The 23,648-nt window shown below is 46.7% G+C and carries 23 protein-coding genes; 22 read left to right on the top strand and 1 reads right to left on the bottom strand.

What is annotated here, in order from left to right; all coding sequences use genetic code 11:
• Positions 1 to 64: 64 nt before the first annotated feature.
• Complete coding sequence (locus NYE45_RS18465; protein ID WP_340013564.1) at positions 65 to 934, top strand: sporulation protein YpjB; 870 nt, start codon at positions 65 to 67, stop codon at positions 932 to 934.
• Positions 935 to 1,045: 111 nt separating this feature from the next.
• On the opposite strand, the gene NYE45_RS18460 is transcribed toward NYE45_RS18465, so the two are convergent.
• Complete coding sequence (locus tag NYE45_RS18460; protein ID WP_340013563.1) at positions 1,046 to 1,915, bottom strand: YitT family protein; 870 nt, start codon at positions 1,913 to 1,915, stop codon at positions 1,046 to 1,048.
• Positions 1,916 to 2,087: 172 nt separating this feature from the next.
• On the opposite strand from NYE45_RS18460, the gene NYE45_RS18455 reads away from it, so the two are divergent.
• From NYE45_RS18455 to asnS, 21 genes are all read left to right on the top strand, one after another.
• A complete protein-coding gene (locus NYE45_RS18455; protein ID WP_017687732.1) occupies positions 2,088 to 2,417 on the top strand; it encodes a nucleotide pyrophosphohydrolase in 330 nt (109 codons plus the stop codon).
• A gap of 50 nt (positions 2,418 to 2,467) precedes the next feature.
• Complete coding sequence (locus NYE45_RS18450; protein WP_340013562.1) at positions 2,468 to 2,992, top strand: tetratricopeptide repeat protein; 525 nt, start codon at positions 2,468 to 2,470, stop codon at positions 2,990 to 2,992.
• 82 nt (positions 2,993 to 3,074) lie between these two features.
• On the top strand, positions 3,075 to 3,878 hold the full coding sequence (gene dapB / locus NYE45_RS18445) for a 4-hydroxy-tetrahydrodipicolinate reductase (protein ID WP_339166306.1): 804 nt from the start codon (positions 3,075 to 3,077) through the stop codon (positions 3,876 to 3,878).
• 11 nt (positions 3,879 to 3,889) lie between these two features.
• Complete coding sequence (gene mgsA / locus NYE45_RS18440) at positions 3,890 to 4,330, top strand: methylglyoxal synthase (RefSeq protein WP_017687735.1); 441 nt, start codon at positions 3,890 to 3,892, stop codon at positions 4,328 to 4,330.
• On the top strand, positions 4,327 to 5,025 hold the full coding sequence (bshB1, locus tag NYE45_RS18435; RefSeq protein WP_340013561.1) for a bacillithiol biosynthesis deacetylase BshB1: 699 nt from the start codon (positions 4,327 to 4,329) through the stop codon (positions 5,023 to 5,025). The genes mgsA and bshB1 overlap by 4 nt, the downstream gene beginning before the upstream one ends.
• Positions 5,026 to 5,125: 100 nt before the next feature.
• A complete protein-coding gene (bshA, locus tag NYE45_RS18430) occupies positions 5,126 to 6,286 on the top strand; it encodes an N-acetyl-alpha-D-glucosaminyl L-malate synthase BshA (RefSeq protein WP_340013560.1) in 1,161 nt (386 codons plus the stop codon).
• Between the two features lie 63 nt (positions 6,287 to 6,349).
• Positions 6,350 to 7,648, top strand: coding sequence for a CCA tRNA nucleotidyltransferase (locus NYE45_RS18425; RefSeq protein WP_340013559.1), 1,299 nt, complete (start codon positions 6,350 to 6,352; stop codon positions 7,646 to 7,648).
• On the top strand, positions 7,635 to 8,612 hold the full coding sequence (locus NYE45_RS18420; RefSeq protein ID WP_340013558.1) for a biotin--[acetyl-CoA-carboxylase] ligase: 978 nt from the start codon (positions 7,635 to 7,637) through the stop codon (positions 8,610 to 8,612). The genes NYE45_RS18425 and NYE45_RS18420 overlap by 14 nt, the downstream gene beginning before the upstream one ends.
• A gap of 345 nt (positions 8,613 to 8,957) precedes the next feature.
• Positions 8,958 to 9,836, top strand: coding sequence for a 3-methyl-2-oxobutanoate hydroxymethyltransferase (panB, locus tag NYE45_RS18415; RefSeq protein ID WP_062835166.1), 879 nt, complete (start codon positions 8,958 to 8,960; stop codon positions 9,834 to 9,836).
• Positions 9,833 to 10,729 carry a pantoate--beta-alanine ligase gene (panC, locus tag NYE45_RS18410; protein ID WP_340013557.1) on the top strand — a complete coding sequence of 299 codons (897 nt, stop codon included), beginning with the start codon at positions 9,833 to 9,835 and terminating at the stop codon, positions 10,727 to 10,729. Before panB ends, panC begins: the two co-directional genes overlap by 4 nt.
• Positions 10,722 to 11,105, top strand: a complete 384-nt coding sequence (gene panD, locus NYE45_RS18405) for an aspartate 1-decarboxylase (protein ID WP_017687742.1) — start codon at positions 10,722 to 10,724, stop codon at positions 11,103 to 11,105. Before panC ends, panD begins: the two co-directional genes overlap by 8 nt.
• A 117-nt stretch (positions 11,106 to 11,222) precedes the next feature.
• Positions 11,223 to 11,846, top strand: coding sequence for a tetratricopeptide repeat protein (locus NYE45_RS18400; RefSeq protein WP_340013556.1), 624 nt, complete (start codon positions 11,223 to 11,225; stop codon positions 11,844 to 11,846).
• A gap of 142 nt (positions 11,847 to 11,988) precedes the next feature.
• A complete protein-coding gene (gene dinG / locus NYE45_RS18395) occupies positions 11,989 to 14,850 on the top strand; it encodes an ATP-dependent DNA helicase DinG (RefSeq protein WP_340013555.1) in 2,862 nt (953 codons plus the stop codon).
• A 218-nt stretch (positions 14,851 to 15,068) separates the two neighbouring features.
• A complete protein-coding gene (locus tag NYE45_RS18390; protein ID WP_062835163.1) occupies positions 15,069 to 15,722 on the top strand; it encodes a redox-sensing transcriptional repressor Rex in 654 nt (217 codons plus the stop codon).
• On the top strand, positions 15,709 to 17,013 hold the full coding sequence (locus NYE45_RS18385) for an amidohydrolase (protein WP_340013554.1): 1,305 nt from the start codon (positions 15,709 to 15,711) through the stop codon (positions 17,011 to 17,013). The genes NYE45_RS18390 and NYE45_RS18385 overlap by 14 nt, the downstream gene beginning before the upstream one ends.
• A 39-nt stretch (positions 17,014 to 17,052) precedes the next feature.
• Positions 17,053 to 17,583, top strand: a complete 531-nt coding sequence (locus NYE45_RS18380; protein WP_076331409.1) for a DUF5590 domain-containing protein — start codon at positions 17,053 to 17,055, stop codon at positions 17,581 to 17,583.
• Positions 17,584 to 18,005: 422 nt separating this feature from the next.
• On the top strand, positions 18,006 to 18,533 hold the full coding sequence (locus tag NYE45_RS18375; protein WP_062835160.1) for a hypothetical protein: 528 nt from the start codon (positions 18,006 to 18,008) through the stop codon (positions 18,531 to 18,533).
• The gene (locus tag NYE45_RS18370) at positions 18,526 to 20,028 is read left to right on the top strand and encodes an AAA family ATPase (protein WP_264927401.1); all 1,503 of its coding nucleotides are present in this window, start codon (positions 18,526 to 18,528) and stop codon (positions 20,026 to 20,028) included. The genes NYE45_RS18375 and NYE45_RS18370 overlap by 8 nt, the downstream gene beginning before the upstream one ends.
• A 133-nt stretch (positions 20,029 to 20,161) precedes the next feature.
• Positions 20,162 to 21,034, top strand: a complete 873-nt coding sequence (locus tag NYE45_RS18365) for a 3-hydroxyacyl-CoA dehydrogenase NAD-binding domain-containing protein (protein ID WP_062835158.1) — start codon at positions 20,162 to 20,164, stop codon at positions 21,032 to 21,034.
• Entirely contained in the window at positions 21,031 to 22,236 is a 1,206-nt protein-coding gene (locus NYE45_RS18360; protein ID WP_340013553.1) for an acetate kinase, read from the top strand. Before NYE45_RS18365 ends, NYE45_RS18360 begins: the two co-directional genes overlap by 4 nt.
• A gap of 100 nt (positions 22,237 to 22,336) precedes the next feature.
• Positions 22,337 to 23,632 (top strand): asparagine--tRNA ligase, encoded by a 1,296-nt coding sequence (gene asnS / locus NYE45_RS18355; RefSeq protein ID WP_017687752.1) that lies wholly within the window; start codon positions 22,337 to 22,339, stop codon positions 23,630 to 23,632.
• Positions 23,633 to 23,648: the final 16 nt, after the last annotated feature.

Below are 23,648 nucleotides of genomic sequence, written 5' to 3'. Positions count from 1 at the left end.
TCCGATCTTGAGCTTGTTCTAAGGAACTGCGCCCCGCCATACATTGATGGTGGGAGGGATGTCCATGAAGAGAACGTTCAGGATCAAAACTGGCTTATTGGTGGTATCGTTCATGGCTCTGCTGCTCTGGACAAACTTAGCATATCGTGTATCCGCGCAAAGTGAAGGATTGAATTCGAATTCAGATCAGCAAGTGTCCACAAGCAATTCAATTGCACAACTGAATGAAGAAGCAGCCGTTTTGTATCGTCAGGCGCTCGAGAATAATATTGAAGAAGTACGAGGAAGCATTCTGCGCATCAGTAAAAGTCTGGAGCATATCTCCTTTGAGGGACAAACGACAGTTGAGGGCATTCATGCCTTGTCCGAAACCATAGTTGAAGTGAAACAAGCGGTTGTGAAGGTGAAAAATGACGATGCTTCTCTTCAGCAGTCCTCTGCCAAACTCAGACTTGCAGCAGATAGTCTTGCCAATCCTACCAAGCCTTTATGGCTTCAATATTATAAAATCGTGAAAAACGATCTGGACGCTTTGTCCGATGCTACAAATCAGGGTCAAACTGCGGCCGTACTGGCAAACCGCTATGCCGTTTTGGAGGAGCATTATGAGACGATTCGTCCTGCCGCAATGATTCGCCGTGAACCGTATGAAATTGCTCAGATGGACGCCTGGTTATCTCATACCAAAGGGCTCACCACTGCAAAGCAGCCAAATCTGGCTCAGTTAAAAAGCATGGTGGGCCATGGTGAGGAACTGGTGAACCAGTTATTTGGTCGGGAGAAGGATGAGAGTGCGTTCGTACCATTTGTACAGGGTCCGGATCGCAGAGCAGCTGGGTTGCTCATCAGTTCGGTCATTGTGGCGACACTAAGTTACGCCGGATACCGTAAGTATCGTGCGCAGCAGCAGGGAATTTTTCCTTTTCGGCGCTAATGGCTTATTGTCCTGATCGTTGTATATAAAAAAACCACTTTCCACATAAACAGCCACGCTAACGGGGCTTCATGTGAAAAGTGGTTTTTTTGCAGTTTCTGTATAGTAACATCAACTTTCTTTGAAACCTTCTCCATGTACATCATGAACATCGCTGATGATGACAAAAGCTCTGGGATCAATGGAACGTACAATCGTCTGCAATCGCCTGAACTCTTGCCTGGAAATAACACAGTAAGCCATGTGCTTGGTTTGTTTGGAGTACGCGCCAATGGCTGGAATGAGGGTGACACCACGATCCATATCCCGTGTGATCTGATCCGCAATCTCAGGTGCGTGGTCACTGATGATCATAAATGCCCTGGCAGAATATGCACCTTCTTGAATAAAGTCGATAACTTTGGAAGCGATAAATACAGCTACGAGCGTATACAGAATTTTTTCTTTGGGGATGTAGATGAGAGAGAGCCCGATAATGACGAAGTCAATGCCCAGCAATACCCGTCCCATACTCCATCCATACTTGCGGTTAAGAATGCGAGCAATGATGTCTGACCCGCCCGTTGTGCCGCCCCAACGGAATACGATGCCAAGACCGGCTCCAAGCGTAACACCTGCATACAGGGCTGCGAGCAGGAGGTCATTTTCAGTATGTAGTGGTTCAATCCAGCCCAGATGAATCAACTTTTCGAATAACCATAGGAAAACGGTCAATGCCCCAATTCCGATACCCGTATAGATCATCTGTCTGCCGCCCAAAATTTTGAGCCCGATCAGAAAGAGAGGAACGTTAAGAATCAGGGTCGTAAGTGAAGGTGAGATGCCGAATGCGTAATTGATCAGCACCGTAACCCCTGTGAGGCCACCTTCCATAAGTTGATTGGGGATAATGAAATAGAGAAGCCCAAAGGCATATAAGGCTGTACCCAGAAGGATGGGCAGAACCAGTTTGACTTGAACCCAGGTTTTGGCAGTGCTCATAAGATCCCTCACTGTAGATAAATTAGAATGAAGAAGCAATCATTCCCATCTAGTATACCTGTTTATTGATTCTTTAAAAATGATTTGTCACTGATGATGGTGGAAGTGAATCTAAATAACTGATATTATTAGGAACAAATACGACATCATTTCAAAAGGAGAATCCGTTCTCATGGAGAAAAGCATCGCAGAAATGCAGCGTGAGGTTGATCAGTATATCTCCCAGTTCAAGGAGGGCTATTTCAGTCCTCTGGCCATGTTGGCCCGGATGTCTGAAGAGGTTGGGGAGCTTGCCAGGGAAGTGAATCACGAGTTCGGTGAGAAGCCGAAGAAGTCTTCCGAAGCCGCCAATTCCATTGAGCTTGAGCTTGGAGATATTTTATTTATCACGATTTGTTTTGCAAACTCGCTGGGTATTGATCTGGCTGAGGCGCACGATAAAGTCATGCATAAATTTAACACCCGCGATGCCAATCGGTGGACTCCCAAAAACACCGATTAGGCGTAGATTACATATGCTGTACCATCACCCGATCGGGGAGGGTCAGCTTGATGATGAAACCGGAAGAATATATGCAGCAGGCTTATCGCTGTATATTGCAAAATGATTTTGAGCAGGCCATTCGTTGGTTCGAATCAGCCATTCATGCTCATCCGCAACATGCGGAATTATATTATCGCTGTTCCATTACGCATGCCCGTAGCAAACATCTGGTTCCGGCGCTTGAATATGCGCGTAAGGCGGTTGAATTGTCGGCAGGCACAGAAGAATATATTTTGCACCTGCAGACATTGGAAGCGAAACAACTGACTTCCAGAGCCAAGTTGCTGTTGGAGCAGGCGGGTATTGCAACACAGGAGCGTTATGTGGAAGCGTCTACGCTTTTGAAAGAAGCGGTCAGACTGGATCCTCTTTCCGTAGAAGCTCATGTCATGCTTGCACTCGCTTACAGTGACTTGAATGAATTTGATTGTGCAATAAAAGCGTTACGTGAAGCCATTTTGTTGGACCCGCAGAACGGGCAACTGCATCAGATGTTACAGGAAATCAAGCAACGTATGAAATCCATACAGTAAGAATTCATTTCACAACGATATCCAAGTTAAGTTGAAATGGATTCGACGATACGATCTAACATAGCGAGGAGATGCAGTCAAGATGAGTGAAATAATTAGAGTTGCCGTGATCGGAGCGGCTGGTCGAATGGGCCGTGAAGTCGTGAAATTGGTACTTCAGGACCCGGAACTGGAGCTAGCAGCTGCAGTTAACCGCTCCGGAGCGGGCACGGATGCTGGAACACTTGTTGGTTTGCCAGAGTGTGGAGTACTGGTGACTGATGATATTGAAATGGCTTTTGCCGAAACAAAACCGCAGGTTATGGTCGATTTTACAGTGCCACAATTTGCGTTTGCACATACTGAGATCGCGATCCGTCATGGAGTCAGACCTGTCATGGGTGTTACCGGCTTCACGCCGGAGCAGATCGAACAGTTGGACAAGCAGTGCAAGGACAAAGGAATCGGTGGGCTTATTGCCCCTAACTTCTCGATCGGTGCCATTTTGATGATGCGATTCGCAGCACAGGCTGCCAAGCATATGCCAAATGTGGAGATCATCGAATATCACGGAGATCAGAAGCTGGACGCTCCTTCAGGAACAGCGATCAAAACAGCCGAACTGATTGCTGCCAATCGGGAGGAACTTCGTCAGGGTAATCCGAATGAGGAAGAAACCATTGAAGGATCACGCGGCGGTTATTACAACGGATTCCGAATTCACAGTGTACGGTTGCCTGGTGTATTCGCGCAGCAGGAAGTTGTTTTCGGAGACTATGGACAGTCGCTCAAAATTCGGCATGACTCCTATGAACGTGCAGGTTATATGCCTGGTGTTAAAATTGGTGTACAAAAGGTTATGGAATATACAGGACTCATCTACGGATTTGATCACTTTATCGACTAAAGGAGATTGTCATGTTGAAAATAGCATTTATCGCCCATGATCGCAAAAAAGAAGAGATGGTTAACTTTGTGACGGCATATGAGCCTGTATTTACGGACCATCAATTGTATTCTACAGGAACAACAGGCCTTCGTATTATGGAAGGAACGTCTCTGAAGATTCATCGATTCGAATCAGGCCCATTGGGCGGAGATCAGCAGATTGGAGCTTTGGTTGCCCAAAATGAGATGGATCTGATTATTTTTCTGCGCGATCCACTGATGGCACAACCTCACGAGCCGGATATTAATGCGCTGTTACGTCTTTGTGATGTGCAGGGAATTCCACTTGCCACGAATATCGCAACCGCTGAGATTCTGGTTAAGGCTCTGGATCGTGGCGATTTTGCCTGGAGAGAGCTGGTACATAAATACAAACCGGAGGCTGGATTGAATTCGGGTGATTCCGAATGAGTCTGGATATTCTCATTTTTGGAGCACATGCGGACGATGCGGAGATTGGTATGGCTGGAACAATTGCCAAACATACCGCAGCCGGCTTGAAAGTAGGCGTGTGTGATCTGACTCGTGCTGAGATGTCTTCCAACGGAACAGTAGAGCGCAGAACCGAGGAAGCGGAGCAAGCCTCCCGCGTCCTCGGTCTTTCGTGTCGAACGAATCTGGGTCTTCCTGATCGCGGGTTGTACCTTACTCCTGAACATGTACAGGCGGTAACAGCTGAAATACGGCGTCATGCTCCTCGGATGGTATTTGCACCCTATTGGGAAGATCGTCATCCGGATCATGTCAATTGCAGTAAGCTTGTGCAGGAAGCTGTATTTAATGCCAAGCTTCGGAACTACATGCCGGACATGCCTGCCGTGCAAGTGAAGGAACTTTATTTTTACTTTATTAATGACATTGGACCTACGGATTTGATTGTGGATATTTCGGAACACTATGAGCAAAAGGAAACTTCATTGCGCTGTTATCGTTCCCAATTCGAACTCGGGGAGGGTGTAGTCTCGACTCCATTGAATCAAGGGTATATTGAACGTGTAAGAGCCCGTGATTCCTTGCTCGGACAACGCAGTCTCATCCCGTTTGCAGAAGGTTTTGCTACAATTACACCATACGTTGTTCATCAATTTGGTGCAGCTGCCCAATAAACGATTTCACATTTTACGTGTTAATGAGACGAATCGTTTCATTATTCCGTTGCATTACATCAACCTGCATGAAGCGGGAGATCAAAGGAGCGTCCACCGGATGGATCAAAAGCTAAAAATCGGCATCACCTGTTATCCGTCCCTCGGAGGGTCTGGCGTTGTCGCAACGGAGTTGGGCAAATTGCTTGCCGAACAGGGGCATCAGGTTCATTTTATTGCCAACAGTATCCCGTTCAGACTGGGTACGTTCCAGAAAAATATTTTCTATCACGAAGTTGAAGTAAATGATTATTATGTTTTCCGTTACCCACCGTATGACCTGTCACTGGCAACGAAGATGGCGCAGGTGGCTAAGTCACAGCAGCTGGATCTGCTGCATGTTCACTATGCCGTGCCACACGCAGTATGTGCTTTTCTCGCGAAACAGATGGTAGGGGACGGCCTGAAAGTGGTCACCACGTTACATGGAACGGATATTACGGTTCTGGCTCAGGATGAATCTCTGAAGGATCTAATCCGTCTTGCCATTAATGAAAGTGACGCGGTTACTGCCGTATCCCAAGATTTGATTCGGGAAACGGTTGAACTGCTGGATATTCAGCGTCCAATCGATTTAACCTATAATTTTATTGATAAACGAATATATTATCCGCGGGATGCTGCCAGTCTGCGAAGAGACTTCGCTGCGCCTGATGAAAAAATATTAATGCATATTTCCAACTTCCGACCGGTGAAGAGAACTCAGGATGTGGTAGAGGTCTTCCGTCAGGTACAGGAGCAGGTTCCAGCCAAACTGTTATTTGTCGGTGAAGGGCCTGATTTGCCGAAGATGCAGTGGAAAATTAATGATCTCGGCTTGAATGATAAAGTTCATTTCCTTGGCAAACAGGATGACATTGCTCAAGTGATCTCCATGGCTGACGTGTTGATGCTTCCATCAGAGAAGGAAAGTTTCGGTCTAGTTGCGCTCGAAGCAATGGCTTGCGGTGTACCAACGATCGGTTCACAAGCCGGGGGAATTCCGGAACTGGTCTTGCATGGTAAGACAGGTTTCTTATCCGCAATCGGGGATACACAATCCATGGCCGAGAACACGATCCGTTTGTTGACGGACGATCGTTTGGCTGCGGAGTTCAGGGAAGCGTGTCTCCATCGCGCGCATCATGATTTTTGCAATGATGCCATTCGGCATGAATATGAACAGATTTATTATCGGGTGCTGGGTAGGGAAGTTCCGAATCTGAATCCGGTTTGCGGTTAACCGTTTTGCTAGGCGAAATCATACTGTGCATACCACAACAGGCAAGAGAAGAGGTGATATGTAGTGGTTCAATGGACACAGGTAGATCGTGAAATGGCAATTCAAAGTGAGAACGTACTCACAACATTAAACGAACATGGCTACAAGGCATATTGGGTAGGCGGTTGTGTGCGTGACGAATTGCTCGGACGAGTTGTAGACGATATGGATATTACGACATCCGCTTCTCCTCAGCAAGTCATGGAACTGTTCAACGATTGCATTCCTACAGGTCTGCAACACGGGACGGTTACCGTGCGTTCAGGCGGGTATTACTTTGAAGTGACCACGTTCCGAACAGAATCCGAATATCAGGATAACCGCAGACCTGCTTCAGTTCAATTTGTCCAGGATATTAAGGAAGACTTACAGCGGCGTGACTTCACGATGAACGCTCTTGCCATGGACGTCACTGGGACAATCGTTGATCCGTTCGGTGGACAGACAGATATTAAGGAAGAGCGAGTCAGATGTGTGGGCTCTGCGGTGGAACGATTTGGTGAAGATGCACTGCGGATGCTTCGTTGTGTTCGCTTTGCTTCGGTATTTGATTTCAAAATCGCTCATAATACGTGGAAGGGTCTTGTAAGACAGAGAGACCTGCTTCAACATATAGCGATGGAACGAGTACGGACCGAGATGGTAAAAATGATGTCGGGACCGCATCCCTTAAGAGGGTTGGAGCTGTTATACAGAAGTAACGCGCTTGCGCACGTCAAAGCCCCGGTTAGTTCGGGCCGATTCAACAAGACGTTGTTATCCAATCTGGAACAATTGTCAGATGAGCATGTATTGCTTCGTTGGTCACTCCTCCTGATCGCTGGCGGGTATAGCAAGAATGAAGCAGACGTTCTACTACGTCAGTGGACATTCTCCAATGAACATCGTTCCCGCATAACAGGGGTGCTTCAGGTGGAGCAGTTGATTCATACTTCCGTTCAGGAGCAGAAAGATACGCTAAGTCTGCGTTCTGATTGGATCGTTACTGTTCTGGCTTGTGGCGTTCAGGCTGCGGATGATTGGCTGCGGATACAATCGCTGTTGCCAGCAGGATGGCGCAATCAGCCTGACCATGCAGAATTACAGGTCGTTTTGGTTCAAGACCTTGCTGTCGAATGGAGTCAATCGATCCCAGTGCATGACTTGAAAGAATTGAATATCACAGGGGAACAAGTGTTGCAGATGGTGCAGCGTAAAGGCGGACCATGGTTGGGACAACTCATGAAACGTTTGTTAAGAGAAGCGGCGATTGGAACGATAGCGAATCAGCATGAAGCGCTAAGTGCAGAAGTGAAGCGGGTGGTTGCAGATGACCAAGCATGAGGATCTGTTACATATGTTATTGAATGCAGAAGGACAATTCGTATCGGGTGAAGAGATCAGCCGTAATCTGTCCATTAGTCGAACCGCTGTGTGGAAACATGTGAACAAGTTGCGTGACATGGGTTATGAGTTTGAAGCCGTCTCTCGCAAAGGGTATCGTCTCGTAACGAAGCCGGACAGCATTGATGCTACGGCCCTCCAATTGGCACTGGATACAACCGTATTTGGCCGCAAGGCTGTTCTGCTGACTTCGACCTTGTCTACGCAAGGGGATGTTCTGAAGTTAGCTGAGCAGGGGCAGGCCGAAGGCGCTGTAGTCATTGCAGAAGAACAAACCGGAGGGAGGGGACGTTTTGGTCGAAAATGGTTCTCTCCTCCGGGTAAGGGGATCTGGATGAGCATCCTTTTGCGTCCTGATGTACCACTTCAGCATACGCCGCAATTAACCTTATTAACAGGGGTGGCTGTATGTCGTGCCGTTCGAGCTTGTACAGGTGCTGATGCAGGCATCAAATGGCCCAATGATCTGTTGATTGATGGACGCAAGGTATGTGGCATATTACTTGAATCCACAGTAGAAGATCATGAAGTCAGGTACTGCATTGCGGGTATAGGTGTGGACGTGAACTTTGATCCTGAGGATTATCCCGAAGATCTGACTACAATCGCAACTTCGCTCAAGATGGAGACGGGGCAACCCATTGATCGCACCAAGCTTACAGCTGCCATTTTGACGGAGTTGGAACAGTTGTATTTTTTGTATCAAAAAGAAGGATTCGGCGTCATCTCAGCCCTTTGGGAGGCTTTGTCCGTATCGATGAATCGAGAGATTACAGTGACGAATCCTCATGGTGTCATTGAAGGCACGGCGATCGGTCTTGACCCTTCCGGAGCACTTGTGGTTGAAAAGCACGATGGAGAACATACACTAGTCATCTCTGGTGAGATTTCCTGGAAATCGTAAGCAATTTGTCGAATTTTCACTGGTAAAATGAACATAAGACGTGAAGTTTGAGCAGAACTTTGGTATACTGTGTTCGTGAGGCGATATCGGCTAATGCAGACCGAATTGCACTCCCGTAACAGTAGCCTTTGTTCTGCTTTGATTTGTTTCGTATAAGCAGACCGCAGTGCAAGAATGAAATACGTTTAAGTGAGTTGTTGGATTCTGCTCTGAGCCGAAGAGGACCGAGACAGAAGGGACGATCGCAAGTGACTCTTTTTTGACTTTTCGGGACTTTTTAGTGGAAAACTAAAAGGTTTTTTTGTTGCGTTTTATTTGAAAAGAAGAAAGGAGCCATGACAGAAAATGGCGAACAAACAAGCGATGAATATTGTGAAAATGAAAAAATACAAGCAGGATGGCGTGCCGCTCAGTATGATTACGGCTTACGATTATCCAACAGCTCTCCTTGCGGAGGAAGCAGGTATCGATCTGATCCTGGTTGGTGATTCACTCGGCAATGTTGTGCTCGGTTATAACTCAACTCTTCCGGTGACCATCGACGACATGGTGTACCATACACGTTCCGTAGTACGTGGGGCTGAGAAGACATTTATTGTGGCTGACATGCCTTTTATGACGTATCATGGCAGCGTGGATGAGACACTTAAGGGTGTACGTCGACTGATGCAAGAGGGGCATGCCCATGCGGTTAAAATGGAAGGCGGAGTCGAAATAGCGGACACCGTTAGAGCAGTCGTGCAAGCAGGTGTGCCTGTTCTTGGACATATCGGACTGACACCTCAATCCGTTAATCAGATTGGTGGTTACCGTATTCAGGGCAAGGATGCAGCGGATGCGAAACGTCTGATGGACGAAGCCAAAGCTTTGGAAGCTGCAGGCGCGTTCGGCATAGTGCTTGAACTGGTTACGGAAGAAGTCGCTCGGGCGATCTCGGAGGAACTATCCATCCCTACCATCGGGATTGGAGCAGGACGAGGCTGTGACGGTCAGGTGCTGGTGTTCCACGATGTGGTTCAGTATGCTTCTCCGTATACGCCTAAACGTTTTGTCAAAACCTATGGAGATGTGGGTGCATTAATCAGAACCAGCATTGAAGCCTACGTGAAGGAAGTTAAAGATCGTTCTTTCCCGGCCCAAGAGCACGTGTTTAATGCTACGGATGCTGGCGTTTTGGATCAACTTTATGGACAACGTAAGGAAAAGGTGGGAAGTAACTCATGAAAGTATTACGGACAATCGCAGAGTTAAGACAGGAGCTAAGCTTGATGCGTCAAGCGATTCGGTCCAATGCGTCCGTTGTAGGTCTGGTACCGACAATGGGTTATCTTCATGACGGTCATGCAAGCTTGATGCAAGCAGCCCAACAACAGAGCGATATCGTGGTATTAAGCATATTCGTTAATCCGATTCAATTTGGACCCAATGAAGATTTTGACAGCTATCCGCGGGATGAAGCCAGGGATGTGGAGACAGCACGCTCACAAGGGGTAGATATTGTATTTATTCCCTCTGTTGAAGAGATGTATCCACAGGCAACGCAAACGACAGTATCTGTCTCACAACTGACGGAGCGCTTGTGTGGCGCTTCCCGCCCGGGACATTTTGACGGTGTAACGACTGTAGTCTCCAAGCTTTTCAACATCGTACAACCACAGCGTGCATTTTTCGGGATGAAAGACGCTCAGCAGGTTGCGGTTATTCAACAGATGGTGAATGATTTGAATATGCCTGTAGAAATTGTGCCTTGTCCGATTGTTCGGGAAGAGGATGGTCTTGCTCTCAGTTCACGTAATGTCTATCTTAGCGCAGAACAGCGTACACAGGCGTTGGTTCTGTCGAAGGCACTGCGCGCAGCTCAGGAAGCTGCAGATACAGGTGTAGTTACTACAGCCGCAGATATCCGTCGCATCTTGCGCGAGCATATTACAAGCTCACCGCTTGCCATTATTGACTATGCCGAGATTCAGGCTTTTCCTAGCCTTGAGCCGCTCGCAGATCAGGAAGAAGTTCAAGGACGTGACGATCTGCTCATCGCACTTGCGGTGAAATTCGGAAAAACAAGATTGATTGACAATATTAGGTTGCAAAAATCGGAGGTACTGTCCCATGTTTAGAACACTGATGAAATCCAAAATTCACCGGGCTACGGTAACGGAAGCCAACTTGAACTATGTGGGTAGCATTACCATAGATGAAGACTTGATGGAAACATCCGACTTGATGGAAAACGAGAAAGTGCAAATCGTGAACAACAACAACGGTGCACGTCTGGAAACTTATGTGATTCCAGGACCGCGCGGAAGCGGGGTCATCTGTCTTAACGGCGCAGCTGCACGTCTGGTACAGCCTGGAGATAACGTCATTATCATTTCTTACGCCATGATGTCTCAAGAAGAGGCAAATACTCACAAACCGACGGTTGTATTTGTAGATGGACAGAATAAACCTGTACAAACGATGAAGCAGGAAGTGCACGCAACGATTATGTAATCGAATGGTAAGGAGAATGAAATCGGCCCTTGAAGCAAAAAATGAGTACAGGTCACTGCACTAATCCATTTTTTCAAGGGTGGGGATGCATCGATGTTCCAGCATGTTTTCGCAGAAATGAACGACATGTTAGATGAAATTATCAAGAGCTATCCTTCCGCTGAAGGCCTGAACAAACAGGAATTGCTGCAAAAGTGGAACTTGCTTAAGCGGATGAGTGACGGAATGCTGGATGAATGGCTGATGTTTGAAGAAAAAATGAGCCAGGTAAGGGAGCGGGAGTTGGATAAGCCCGCTTCCCTTGAACCGGAACAGGAAGCTGTTACCGCTCTGCCTGAACTCCATCTGGAATATTTCAGTCGGGGTCAGGGCTACTTCAAATTACAGATGTATCGGCAGGCGATTATGCAGTTCTCCCGGGTTGTGACCGACCATCCGGAGAGTGCATTGACTCGTTTTTACCTGGCGCTCGCATATCTGAATCTGGAACAAATGGCGGAAGCCGGGACACATTTGCAGCAGATCATGTACCTTAAGGGTTCACCTCGCTTAAAAGGGCTTGTATGTAACGCTCTGGGCTGTATTCAAGCCAAACTTGCGAATCCGGAAGCTGCATGTTCACTCTTTGCACAGGCCCTTCAGTATGACCCAACATTGACCGAACCACTGTACAACATGGAAGCTTGCAGGTTGAACAGGGGAAAATTGCAATATGCGAATCAGCTGACAACCCTTCATTAAGCGGGAATTCGGCGACAAAAAAACGGTGTTCCCTCCTTTGGCATAGCGGTGGGAACACCGCTTTTTTGTCAGTTAATTTTCAAATCCCCTTTTTTTTGCTATGCTGTAACATAGACTGGAATGGAAGGGACCGTACATTGCAATGAAATTTGCCGTATTGGATTTCGAAACAACCGGCACGCAGTCCGACGGTGAGATTATACAGGCCGGACTTGCCATCATAGATCATGACTTCAGCATAACTCAAATATATAGTTCTTATGTGAACCCTGGTGTACCGATTCCCCCGTTTATTTCGGGGTTAACGGGTATTACCGATGCCGATGTGGCGGACGCTCCTTCACTCGAAGAGATGATGATGGAGATGGTTCCGCTGCTTAACGATGTGGTTCTTGTTGGACACAACGTTGCTTTTGATTTTCACTTTTTACAGAATGCTCTGGACCGTTGCGGTTATTTGCCGTTCACTGGCCGTATTCTGGACACGATTGATTTTCTGAAGATTACGTTCCCATCACTTGGTTCTTATCAACTTGGTTATGTGTCTTCAGAATTTGGTTTTCAGCATGATCGCCCTCATCAGGCAGACAGTGATGCACTGGCGACAGCCTATGTGTTGCTCAAATGTCTGGATGAGTTAAAGGAATTACCGCTCATAACGATTCAGCGGCTCAGTGACCTGTTCGCACCAGAAGACAGTGACTTGGGTTGGTTCTTGGACGGAATGCGCAGTGAGAAGGAAGCAGAGCCGATTCAGGACCTGGATGGACATACCTATTATCGTCAGCTTGCTCTCAATGTGAGTGATTGGACGGATATTGGTGCACCACGTGATGAACGGGAGGGTAACCCCCTTGATGGTGTAAGCTTCGAACAGTTTATGGACCAGGTTCGGGAGAACCTGAAGGATACGCTGGATCATTATGAAGAGCGCGAAGCGCAGACTCAGATGTTCAGCAGTGTAAGGCAGGCTTTGGACGAAGAGAAGCATCTCTTGATCGAGGCTGGAACAGGTACCGGTAAATCTCTGGGGTATCTGTTGCCTGCTATTTACGAAAGTGTGAAGCAAGAACAGAAAGTCATGGTCAGTACGCATACGATCAATCTGCAGGAGCAATTGAGAGAGCGGGACATTCCAATGCTGACCCAAGTGGTTCCGTTTCCGTTTAAGGCTGCTGTATTCAAAGGACGTGGACATTACCTGTGCCTGCGCAAATTTGAACACAAAATCAATAAACGTGAATTCGCCACACCCAAAGAGGATTATTTCACAGCCGCTCAGATGATCGTCTGGCTTACGCAGACCGAAACTGGAGATGATGAGGAACTTAACCTTAGCGGACGCGGTGGGGACTTCTGGGAGACCGTACAGAGCGAATCCGAGTCATGTCTGGGAAGATCCTGTCCATGGTTCCGCAAATGTTTCTATCATCGTGCCAAACATGAGGCCGGGTTGTCTGATATTGTAATCACCAATCACTCCAAATTATTTACGGATGTCAAAGCAGCACATCAGCTGCTGCCAGCCTATGAGAGTCTGGTGATCGATGAGGCCCATCATCTGGAGGATGTAGCTGGTAAGCATCTTGGAATGCATATGAAATATTTCACGTTGGTTCATACACTGACCCGTCTGTTTAAAGACAGTCGTAATGGTCAGCTGCCTATGCTTCGTTCGCAGTTATCCGGGCATGAAAATTCGGTGCAATGGGGCTCCATGGTGGATCAGATGTTCCCACTCGCTCTTGAGGTTAAGGAGTTATGGGATCGCATGAGCGATGCCCTGTTCGGGCTGTTGCCTGAACGAAGTGATGCTTCACCGGGAGAGACGGGGCAATTTTCCCTGCGACTGAAGGCTTCTCAGAAACCTGCGAAATGGCAGGAGTTGCAGGATCTGGAGAACCAGATCTATGTGACACTGGGCGATTTGGTTCGCAAAGGGGACAAATTGTTGCTTGAGGTGAAGGAAGATCAGGATGATTATCAATCGGATAGCCTGATCACGGACATCACAGGATTGCTGAAAGATCTGACCACGTTGAAGGAGAATCTACGGTTCTTCATGCGTATGGATGATGCCAAAACGGTGTACTGGATGGAAGCCAGCGGCCAGTTCCGCAGCAAATCGCTTCAGCTGTATGCTGTACCTGTAGATGTCAGTGCACAACTTAAGGATTTGTTTTTTGACAAAAAGAAAAGCGTTGTGCTTACATCGGCTACGCTCTCTGTCGATAAGTCATTCCAGTTCATGATTGAGCAGCTTGGCTTGCAGGAAGCCGCCGATAATAATCGGCTGTTAACGTCGATGCTGCCATCACCTTTCAACTATCGTGATCAGGCACTTCTGGTGATTCCGCGTGATTTCCCGAGTGTGAAGGGCAGTGTGGGTGATGCGCACTTTGTTAATATGCTGGTGCAATCCCTCGCAGAGACAGCAATTGCCACCCGTGGACGCATGATGGTTCTGTTTACTTCATACAAGATGTTGCGACAGGTCTATGATCCGCTCAAGGAGGCGCTGTCTGGTAACGACATCTCGTTGCTGGGGCAAGGCGTGGACAGTGGAAGCCGCTCCAAGCTTACTCGCAGGTTCCAGGATGCCAAAGCTACGGTACTTCTGGGCACAAGCAGCTTCTGGGAGGGTGTAGATATCCCGGGTGATGCGCTAACCTGCCTCGCTATTGTAAGATTGCCGTTCCAGCCACCGAATCATCCGCTGGTGGAAGCCAAGAGTGAGTTGCTCCAGGAGCAAAAGAAAAATCCGTTCATGAAATTGTCCGTGCCGCAAGCGGTCATTCGTTTCAAGCAGGGATTTGGCCGATTGGTGCGTACCGCGAAGGACAGAGGAATTGTGATTGTCTATGATACACGCGTAATTGAAGCGTACTATGGCAAATTCTTTTTATATTCATTACCTGGTCCCAAAATGGAGCATATGCTCACAGAGCAAATGGTTCCACGAATTACCGAATGGTTGGAAAAACCTGCTAAAGAACAAGAATAATAGTTGTTTTGTTCGTTATATCATTGCATGACGCTACAGTTTGGCGTTAAACTTTATGAGATCTTTCCGTTTGCGAATAAAGCAGTTGCACGTAAGAACTTATAACCTAAATTACAAGGAGCATTCTGTATAAAAAGTCACTTCTATCTTTGAATTTATACAGAATGCTCATCTTTTCATCTATTATTTTATCGTGGGCTTGGTAAGGGGGAGCAAGAATGAAATCAGATAAAATTTCGGAAGCGGTGGTACGACGTCTGCCTGTATACTTGCGTTATTTGAGCGAGTTGCATCAGCGTGAGGTGGCTACGGTGTCTTCTCAAGAGCTTGGACAGAGACTGGATCTGAATCCGGCCCAAATTCGTAAAGACTTGGCTTACTTCGGTGATTTTGGTCGAAAAGGGATCGGGTATGATGTATCCTACTTGATCGAGAAAATTCGTCACATCCTCAAAATCGATCAGCAAATTAATGTGGCTCTGGTGGGAGCGGGTAATCTCGGACAGGCCTTGTCCAACTACAACGCTTATCTGAAAGACAACATGAAGATTGTGGCTGTATTCGATGCATACGGACCGAAGATTGGAAGTCAAATCAACAGTTTGACAGTGAAACCAATGAATGAATTGACGGAAGCGGTGAAAACGGATAACATTCGCATCGGGATTATCACGGTTCCGGATACGGAAGCCCAAAATGTAGCCGATCAGCTTATTGAATCGGGAATTGAAGCGATCCTCAATTTTGCACCAACAATTCTAAAAACACCGCCGCATATCCGCATTCATCATGCTGACTTTACGACGGATCTGCTTAGTTTGGCCTATTACTTGGAGACTGGAAAGGACGACGAGGAAGATGACAACAAATAGATGGGTAATTCACAACGGCAAATTTGCCGTTAATGAAGGCGCAACATGGAATGTCGTTCAAGGTTACATGGTTGTTGATAATGACAAGATTGTGCATATTGGTGAGACATTGCCGGATGGAGACGAAAACTGTACCAAAGTGGATGGAAAAGGACTGTTCTTCCTGCCGGGTCTGATCAATACGCATGGTCATGCAGCGATGTCGCTGCTCAGAGGTCATGGAGATGATCTTGCGTTACAAGTTTGGTTGCAGGAAAAAATGTGGCCGATGGAAGCGAAAATGACTTCGGAAGATGTATACTGGGGAACTTCACTGTCGGTGCTTGAAATGTTGAAAGGCGGGACTACAGCTTTTCTGGACATGTATGATCACATGGACCAAGTGGCTAAAGTTGTGGAACAATCCGGCGTTAGAGCAGCACTGGCACGCGGTGTAATTGGTTTGTGTTCGGAAGAAGAACAATTGCGGAAGCTGGAGGAGTCGGCTGCGTTTGCACGTGAGTGGAATGGACAGGCCGATGGTCGCATTACAACCGTAATCTCGCCACACGCACCATATACATGCCCTCCAGACTACATAGAGAAGCTTGTACAGGTCGCGAACGATCTAAACCTTCCCCTTCATACACATATGTCGGAAACGCTTCGTGAAGTCGAGCAGAACGTTACAGACTACGGATTGCGTCCTGTGGCACATCTGGAGAAACTGGGCTTTTTCTCCCGTCCATCCCTGGTTGCACATGCGGTGCATCTGAATGACGAAGAGATTGAAATTCTGGCCCGTCATGATGTCGCTGTATCCCATAACCCGGGTAGTAACCTGAAACTGGCTTCCGGTGTTGCGCGGGTACCTGATTTGCTGAAAGCAGGAGTTACTGTGTCACTCGGAACAGACGGACCGGCAAGTAACAACAACCTGGATATGTTCGAGGAAATGAGACTGGCTGCATTGATCCACAAAGGCGTGTCCGGTGACCCGACTGCAGTACCAGCAGGCGAAGCGCTATTGCTTGGAACGTCATATGGCGCCAAATCCATTTTCTTGAATAATACCGGAGCACTCAAGGTAGGCATGAAGGCTGATTTTATCGCTCTGGACATTGAACAGGCACATTTCTATCCGCATACAGACCTGATCTCACATACGATCTACTCGGCTTCTGCCAAAGATGTGGAGCACGTATGGGTGGATGGAAAACAAGTGATTAAACATGGCGAATGTCTGACGTTGGATGAAGAGCGCATTTTGCGTGAGTCTCAATTGGCATTTGATGGTCTGCTTGCTCGTTAATTGCAGCACAGCGCATCATAGGGAAAGGAAGTTCGGCTTTTGAAGAAAAAAAAGAAGTGGATATGGATTTCGCTACTTGCACTGGTTCTGATTCTGTTTGGACTTCAGCGTTATTACGTCTATGTCACGCAGGACCAGCGCAAGGAAGAAGCACTTGCCATACAGGCAGCACAGGAGCAACTGGGCATTACATCCTATGATGAATTGCGAAAGTACATCTGGGGAGATAAAGAAGGCTCTGATAACATCTACTGGACCCTGATCGGCAAAAACAAGGATAACCAGGATGTGATGGTCTGGGTTAAATTCGACGCAAACAATCAACCTGCTACAGGGGCAAACGCTATACACAGCGAGCTGCTGCAGAACGGCATGTCCGAAACGCAAATACGCAATCGCTTCAGTTCTGAAGTTCCTGCCGGTGAGATTAAGCGAATCATGCCCGGAGTTGTGAATGGGATATATGTGTGGCAAGTATATTATAAGGACGGCACGCATAACCACTATCGCTTTTATCGTTTTAGCAATGGAGAACAGGTGGACCTGGTCTATACTCTCCCGAACAGCTAGAACACATAGAGTGATTAGCTAATGAATTAATGATTAGAAAGAACCGGCAGACGGATTTCCGACTGAACCGGTTCTTTGTGTTGTCTGTAGACATATTTGATTTAAATTAATCAATTTTATAATACCTTTAGCTGCTTCAATCAAGGGTAGATATAGATCAAAACGATTCAATTTGTCTATATCTAGTTACAAATATCTATGTTTAGTGAGTTATGAAAAAGATTTAAATAGTTAAAATTAATAATTTATTCATATTTTCGCCTTCGAAATTGTATATACGATGTGATATACTCAGTTATGTACTCAAAGTTACATTTCAAACAAATAATCCTGTCGAAATTTTCGCAGGAGTCTATGTGCACATATTCGTATTATACCAATAAGCCAGTAGGTTAGGCCAATATCTGGGAGGGGTAATTCACTTGAAGCTAAAAGTATTGCCTATTGCTTTAACTGCCGTCATTTCAGCCGTTGTGTTGTTTGGAGGTTGGTTTGTGTATCGTCAGGTGGCTATGCAGAATCCGATTGAAAAGATGGTTACCCAGTACGATGGAGTCAATGACGTTCAATTAACTATTAACCGCAATGACGTACAATTGAAACTGGATCTGCAACCGGATGTTGATCTGGGCAGACTGGTACAATATATTCACAAAGAAGGACAGACCCTAATTGGAACACGTTCACTTAAGTTGGATGTCGTGGATCATTCCAGTGAAGCACTGGAGAGTTGGTGGGGGGATGCGATGTTTACCGTAGCTCAGGCGATGGAGAACAAGCAGTACACCGAGATTACACCGACGCTGTCCAAGATGGCGACCAATGGAATTAAGGTAAATACAGCGATGGATGACAACAATGTATATGTCAGTCTCAGAGACGGAGATGCCAGCAAGTTTATTATTCTGCCGCGTGTGCCCGGTCAGATAGGAGTGTGGCCTAATGCCTAAGTGGACAAAAGAAGTTGCCATCGGATTTTTTCCCGTGTTGATTATTTTCCTTGCTTTTACTGGTGTTAATATTGTTCCGATTCTGATTGCAGCGGTGCTTGTCGGAGCTTTGCTGTTCATGATGCAAATGCGCGGCGGGATTACCGTAGGTGCTGCACAGGAGCGTAAACGGAAGAAAAAAGGACCTTCAAAACTTACATTTGAAGAAATTGGAGGACAGGACAGTGCCAAGCAAGAATTGCGTGAAGCACTTGACTTTCTCATCAAACATGAAGAAATTCGGAAGTTCGGGATTCGTCCGTTAAAAGGCATCTTGCTGACGGGCCCTCCAGGGACTGGGAAAACGTTGATGGCCAAGGCTGCTGCCCATTACACGGATTCTGTTTTCGTAGCAGCATCAGGTAGTGAGTTCGTGGAAATGTATGTTGGTGTGGGTGCCAGCAGAATTCGGGATTTGTTCAAGGACGCGAGAACCCGTGCGACCAAGGAAAATAAGGAAAATGCCATTATATTTATCGATGAGATCGATGTCATTGGGGGTAAACGTGAAGGCGGTCAACAGCGCGAGTATGATCAGACGTTGAATCAGCTCTTGACGGAAATGGACGGAATCTATTCTTCTGATACGCCAAGAATCTTGGTTATCGCTGCAACGAACCGCAAAGAAATGCTGGATAGCGCTCTGACACGTCCAGGACGTTTTGACCGTCATATTCAGGTGGACTTGCCAGATAAGAAAGGCAGAAAACACATACTGGAGCTGCATGCAGTCAATAAACCTCTTTTGGAAGGGGTCAGCCTTGAGAAAACAGCGGAAGAATCGTATGGTTTCTCCGGTGCACAGCTCGAAAGTGTTATGAACGAAGCGGCAATATACGCCATGCGGGACGGGTTGTTAAACATTGAACAGCGGCACTTGTCCCTGGCAATTGATAAAGTCATGATGGGTGAGAAGACAGACCGTGAATCCAGTGTGGAAGAGAAGAAAAGGGTCGCCATCCATGAATTGGGACATGCCATTATGGCTGAACTCGTTCGTCCAGGCAGTGTAAGCCAGGTGGCACTCAGTCCACGTGGGCAGGCTCTGGGATATGTACGTCATAACCCGCAACAGGAACAGTTCCTCTATACGAAGCGCTTCCTGGAAGAGCAGATCATGATTGCACTCGGAGGAGCGGCTGCGGAGGAAATGTACTACGGTGGACGTTCAACTGGGTCACGCAATGACTTTGATCAGGCGACCAATGTGGTGCAGACGATGATGGCTTCCGGATTGACTTCACTTGGTATTGTGAACATGGATATGGTCACAACTGAGGAGCTCATGCGGGAGAATAAATTGATTTTGCAAGAACTTATGGAGCAGACAAAACGGTTGCTTGAAGAACAACGGACAATTTTCGACAATTCCCTCGACATCCTGATTCGTGAGGAAGTATTGTCTGGGGAGCAATTTCGTTGTCAATTTCGTGACAGTGCCCTTTTACCAGCATAATTTATTTATGCTGGTTATTTTTTTTTACATTTCACTCGTGCTAAGATATTATTATATGTTGGGTCGAAATTTGTAATTTTCGGCGAACAGGGTACAATAGAGAAATAGAGAACCGAAAGGATGGAGCAGAACCATGTTTTTCAAAAAAATAGGAGTTGTCGGTGGCGGTACGATGGGACAAGGTATTTCCCAGATGCTCGCAGCCAAAGGACTTGATGTGCTTCTCGTGGAGCATACAACACAAAAGCTGGATCATGCATATGACATGATCGAAACGAACCTGGATAAACAACTGGAGAAATGGGCGATTACAAAAGCGGAGAAGAAATTGATTCTTTCCCGTATTACCAAGGTAGCTCATTTGGCTGAACTTGGAACTTGCGATATGGTCATTGAGACGATTTCAGAGGATCTGGATGCGAAAAAAGCAGTATTCAGCCAACTGGACCAAGTTTGCCCAAGCAATGTCATTCTGGCAAGTAACACATCCACGCTGAGTTTGACCGAGCTTGCAAGCTCGACCAAATATCCAGAGCGTGTTATTGGTATGCACTTTATTCACCCGGTATCCCGGGTTGATCTTGTAGAGATTATTCGTGGACTGAAAACTTCGGATACCACATTTGAAGAGACCAGACGTTTCGTAGAAGAAGTAGCGGACAAAAAAGGAGTCATGATTTATGAATCCCCTGGATTCGTAACTTCCCGTCTGATCTGCCTGCTGATTAACGAAGCATTGCATGTATTGCAAGAAGGTGTTGCATCTGCTGAAGATATCGATGATGCAATGCGTATCGGATACAACTTCCAACATGGACCACTCGAAATGGCTGACCGTTTCGGATTGGATTCTGTTGAAGCTGCACTCGAAAGAATGTTCCGTGAATTCGGAGAATTGAAATATCGTCCTTCTACAGTCCTGAAGAAAATGGTGCGTGCAGGACACCTGGGTGTTAAAACAGGCGAAGGATTCTTCAAGTACGACAAGGATGGTGACCGACTGTGAAAGTACTCGTAATTAATGCGGGGAGTTCCTCGCTCAAATATCAACTGTATAATATGACTGACGAATCTGTACTGGCTAAAGGTCTGGTAGAGCGGATCGGAATGGATTCCTCCATTCTGACGCACAAACCGACAGGCCGTGAGGATGTTACAGAAGTTAGCGAAATTCTGGAACATACAACAGCAATCCGTAAAGTCATTGATATTTTGACTCACAAAGAAAATGGTGTATTGGATTCTGTAAGTGAAATTCAAGCTGTTGGACACCGTGTTGTTCACGGTGGTGAAGCATTTAAAGAATCTGCATTGGTAGATGATGCTGCCAAAGCTGAAATTCGTCGTTTGTTCGACTTGGCTCCACTCCACAACCCGGCAGCAATGATGGGTATCCGTGCGGCTGAAGCCAATATGCCTGGTGTTCCACAGGTTATGGTCTTCGATACGGCGTTCCATCAAACGATGCCGGAAAAAGCATATCTGTATGCTATTCCGCGCGTACTTTACAAAAAATATAAAGTACGTCGCTACGGCGCGCATGGTACTTCCCATGATTACGTAAGCAAGGCAGCTGCTGAGTATCTCGATCGTCCAGTGGAAGATCTGAAAATCATTACTTGTCACGTGGGTAACGGCGGTAGTGTAACAGCAGTTAAGGGTGGCGTATCCGTGGATACTTCAATGGGTATGACTCCGCTTGAAGGTCTGATGATGGGAACACGTTCTGGTGACCTTGACCCAGCTATCGTACCTTATGTAATGAACAAGGAAGAACTGAGCGTAAGCGAAGTGAACTCCATGTTGAACAAACACAGTGGATTGCTTGCAATCTCCGGAATCAGCAGTGACATGCGTGAGATTACGGAAGGTATGGAGAATGGCGATGCCAATTCCACGCTTGCTTTTGAAATGTACGAATACCGTTTGCGTAAATACATCGGTTCATATGCAGCTGCAATGAACGGTGTAGACGTGATTGTATTTACGGCTGGTGTAGGTGAGAACTCCGTTGTTCTTCGCCAAAAAGTATGTGAGCAGCTCACTTATCTGGGTGTTGAACTGGATGAAGCGCTGAATGCCATTCGTTCTGGCGAACCACGCCGGATCACAACAGCAAATTCCAAAGTGGAAGTTCTCGTTGTGCCAACAAACGAAGAATTGGTTATTGCACGCGATACACACCGAATCGTATTGAATTCTCAGTAATCTAACTGTAAAGTAAATATAGAATGACAAGGAAGTGCAGAGGACAGGCATAAGCCTGCCCGCTGCATTTTCAAATTCAGGAACCAAGGGGAGATATGGCATGAATACGAATTGTGTAATTCGTAATGTGAACGAGCATGTGGGCGAAACCGTGACAATCGGTGCCTGGATTAACAACAAACGTTCCAGCGGTAAAATTCAGTTTTTGCAGCTGCGTGATGGAACCGGATATATTCAAGGGGTTGTTGTGAAAAGTGAAGTTAGTGAAGAGATCTGGAACAATGCCAAGAGCCTGACTCAAGAAAGCTCTTTGTATGTTACGGGTATTATCCGTGAAGAACCTCGCAGTGCGTCCGGTTACGAGATGACTGTTACTGGGGTAGAGATCATTCACCTGACTGAAAACTATCCAATTACGCCTAAAGAACATGGTGTTGATTTCTTGATGGACCATCGTCATCTGTGGCTCCGTTCTACGAAGCAACGTGCAGTTATGGTGATTCGTGCAGAGATCATTCGCGCTGTTCAGCAGTTCTTTGATGGTAACGGATTCACGCAAGTGGACCCTCCGATTTTGACACCATCGTCTGCGGAAGGAACTACTAACTTGTTCCACATCAAATACTTTGATGAAGATGCTTATCTGACGCAAAGTGGTCAATTGTATATGGAAGCCGCAGCGATGGCGCTAGGCAAAGTATATTCATTTGGTCCAACATTCCGCGCTGAGAAGTCCAAAACACGTCGTCACTTGATTGAGTTCTGGATGATTGAGCCGGAAATGGCATTTGTAGATCACGAGGAAAGCCTGCGCGTGCAAGAGAAATTTATTGCTCATGTCGTTCAATCCGTGGTGAAAAACTGCCGTGCAGAATTGGAATCCATCGGTCGTGACGTATCCAAACTGGAAGGCATCGTAGCTCCATTCCCGCGTATTACGTATGATGAAGCGATTGAATTCCTGCATGGACAAGGCTTCGATATTCCTTGGGGAGAAGACTTTGGTGCACCACACGAAACAGCGATTGCTGAGAAGTACAATACACCCGTCTTTATTACGCATTACCCTGCCGGAATCAAAGCTTTCTACATGAAACCAGATCCGAATCGTCCTGAAGTTGTTCTCTGTGCGGATATGATTGCACCAGAAGGCTATGGAGAGATTATTGGTGGTTCGCAGCGTATTGATGATCCGGAATTGATGCAACAACGCTTTGAGGAGCACAACCTTTCGGATGAAGCTTACCAATGGTATCTGGATCTACGTAAATACGGATCGGTTCCTCACTCCGGTTTCGGTCTGGGATTGGAGCGGACGGTAGCATGGATCTGTGGATTGGATCATGTACGTGAAACAATCGCATTCCCACGTATGCTCTATCGTCTGTACCCTTAATGCTTAACCGAGGAGC

This window comes from Paenibacillus sp. FSL K6-1318 (assembly GCF_037976905.1).
GTDB classification, from domain to species: Bacteria; Bacillota; Bacilli; order Paenibacillales; family Paenibacillaceae; genus Paenibacillus; species Paenibacillus amylolyticus_A.
Note: the sequence above shows the minus strand (reverse complement) of the source record. Positions and strands in the feature narration are given on the sequence as shown.

What these genes read in the sequence shown, in the direction of transcription:
- NYE45_RS18465 (WP_340013564.1), top strand. Translation starts at nt 65, where the DNA reads ATGAAGAGAACGTTCAGGATCAAAACTGGCTTATTGGTGGTATCGTTC.
- NYE45_RS18460 (WP_340013563.1), bottom strand. Translation starts at nt 1,915, where the DNA reads ATGAGCACTGCCAAAACCTGGGTTCAAGTCAAACTGGTTCTGCCCATC.
- NYE45_RS18455 (WP_017687732.1), top strand. Translation starts at nt 2,088, where the DNA reads ATGGAGAAAAGCATCGCAGAAATGCAGCGTGAGGTTGATCAGTATATC.
- NYE45_RS18450 (WP_340013562.1), top strand. Translation starts at nt 2,468, where the DNA reads ATGATGAAACCGGAAGAATATATGCAGCAGGCTTATCGCTGTATATTG.
- dapB (WP_339166306.1), top strand. Translation starts at nt 3,075, where the DNA reads ATGAGTGAAATAATTAGAGTTGCCGTGATCGGAGCGGCTGGTCGAATG.
- mgsA (WP_017687735.1), top strand. Translation starts at nt 3,890, where the DNA reads ATGTTGAAAATAGCATTTATCGCCCATGATCGCAAAAAAGAAGAGATG.
- bshB1 (WP_340013561.1), top strand. Translation starts at nt 4,327, where the DNA reads ATGAGTCTGGATATTCTCATTTTTGGAGCACATGCGGACGATGCGGAG.
- bshA (WP_340013560.1), top strand. Translation starts at nt 5,126, where the DNA reads ATGGATCAAAAGCTAAAAATCGGCATCACCTGTTATCCGTCCCTCGGA.
- NYE45_RS18420 (WP_340013558.1), top strand. Translation starts at nt 7,635, where the DNA reads ATGACCAAGCATGAGGATCTGTTACATATGTTATTGAATGCAGAAGGA.
- panB (WP_062835166.1), top strand. Translation starts at nt 8,958, where the DNA reads ATGGCGAACAAACAAGCGATGAATATTGTGAAAATGAAAAAATACAAG.
- panC (WP_340013557.1), top strand. Translation starts at nt 9,833, where the DNA reads ATGAAAGTATTACGGACAATCGCAGAGTTAAGACAGGAGCTAAGCTTG.
- panD (WP_017687742.1), top strand. Translation starts at nt 10,722, where the DNA reads ATGTTTAGAACACTGATGAAATCCAAAATTCACCGGGCTACGGTAACG.
- NYE45_RS18400 (WP_340013556.1), top strand. Translation starts at nt 11,223, where the DNA reads ATGAACGACATGTTAGATGAAATTATCAAGAGCTATCCTTCCGCTGAA.
- dinG (WP_340013555.1), top strand. Translation starts at nt 11,989, where the DNA reads ATGAAATTTGCCGTATTGGATTTCGAAACAACCGGCACGCAGTCCGAC.
- NYE45_RS18390 (WP_062835163.1), top strand. Translation starts at nt 15,069, where the DNA reads ATGAAATCAGATAAAATTTCGGAAGCGGTGGTACGACGTCTGCCTGTA.
- NYE45_RS18385 (WP_340013554.1), top strand. Translation starts at nt 15,709, where the DNA reads ATGACAACAAATAGATGGGTAATTCACAACGGCAAATTTGCCGTTAAT.
- NYE45_RS18370 (WP_264927401.1), top strand. Translation starts at nt 18,526, where the DNA reads ATGCCTAAGTGGACAAAAGAAGTTGCCATCGGATTTTTTCCCGTGTTG.
- NYE45_RS18365 (WP_062835158.1), top strand. Translation starts at nt 20,162, where the DNA reads ATGTTTTTCAAAAAAATAGGAGTTGTCGGTGGCGGTACGATGGGACAA.
- asnS (WP_017687752.1), top strand. Translation starts at nt 22,337, where the DNA reads ATGAATACGAATTGTGTAATTCGTAATGTGAACGAGCATGTGGGCGAA.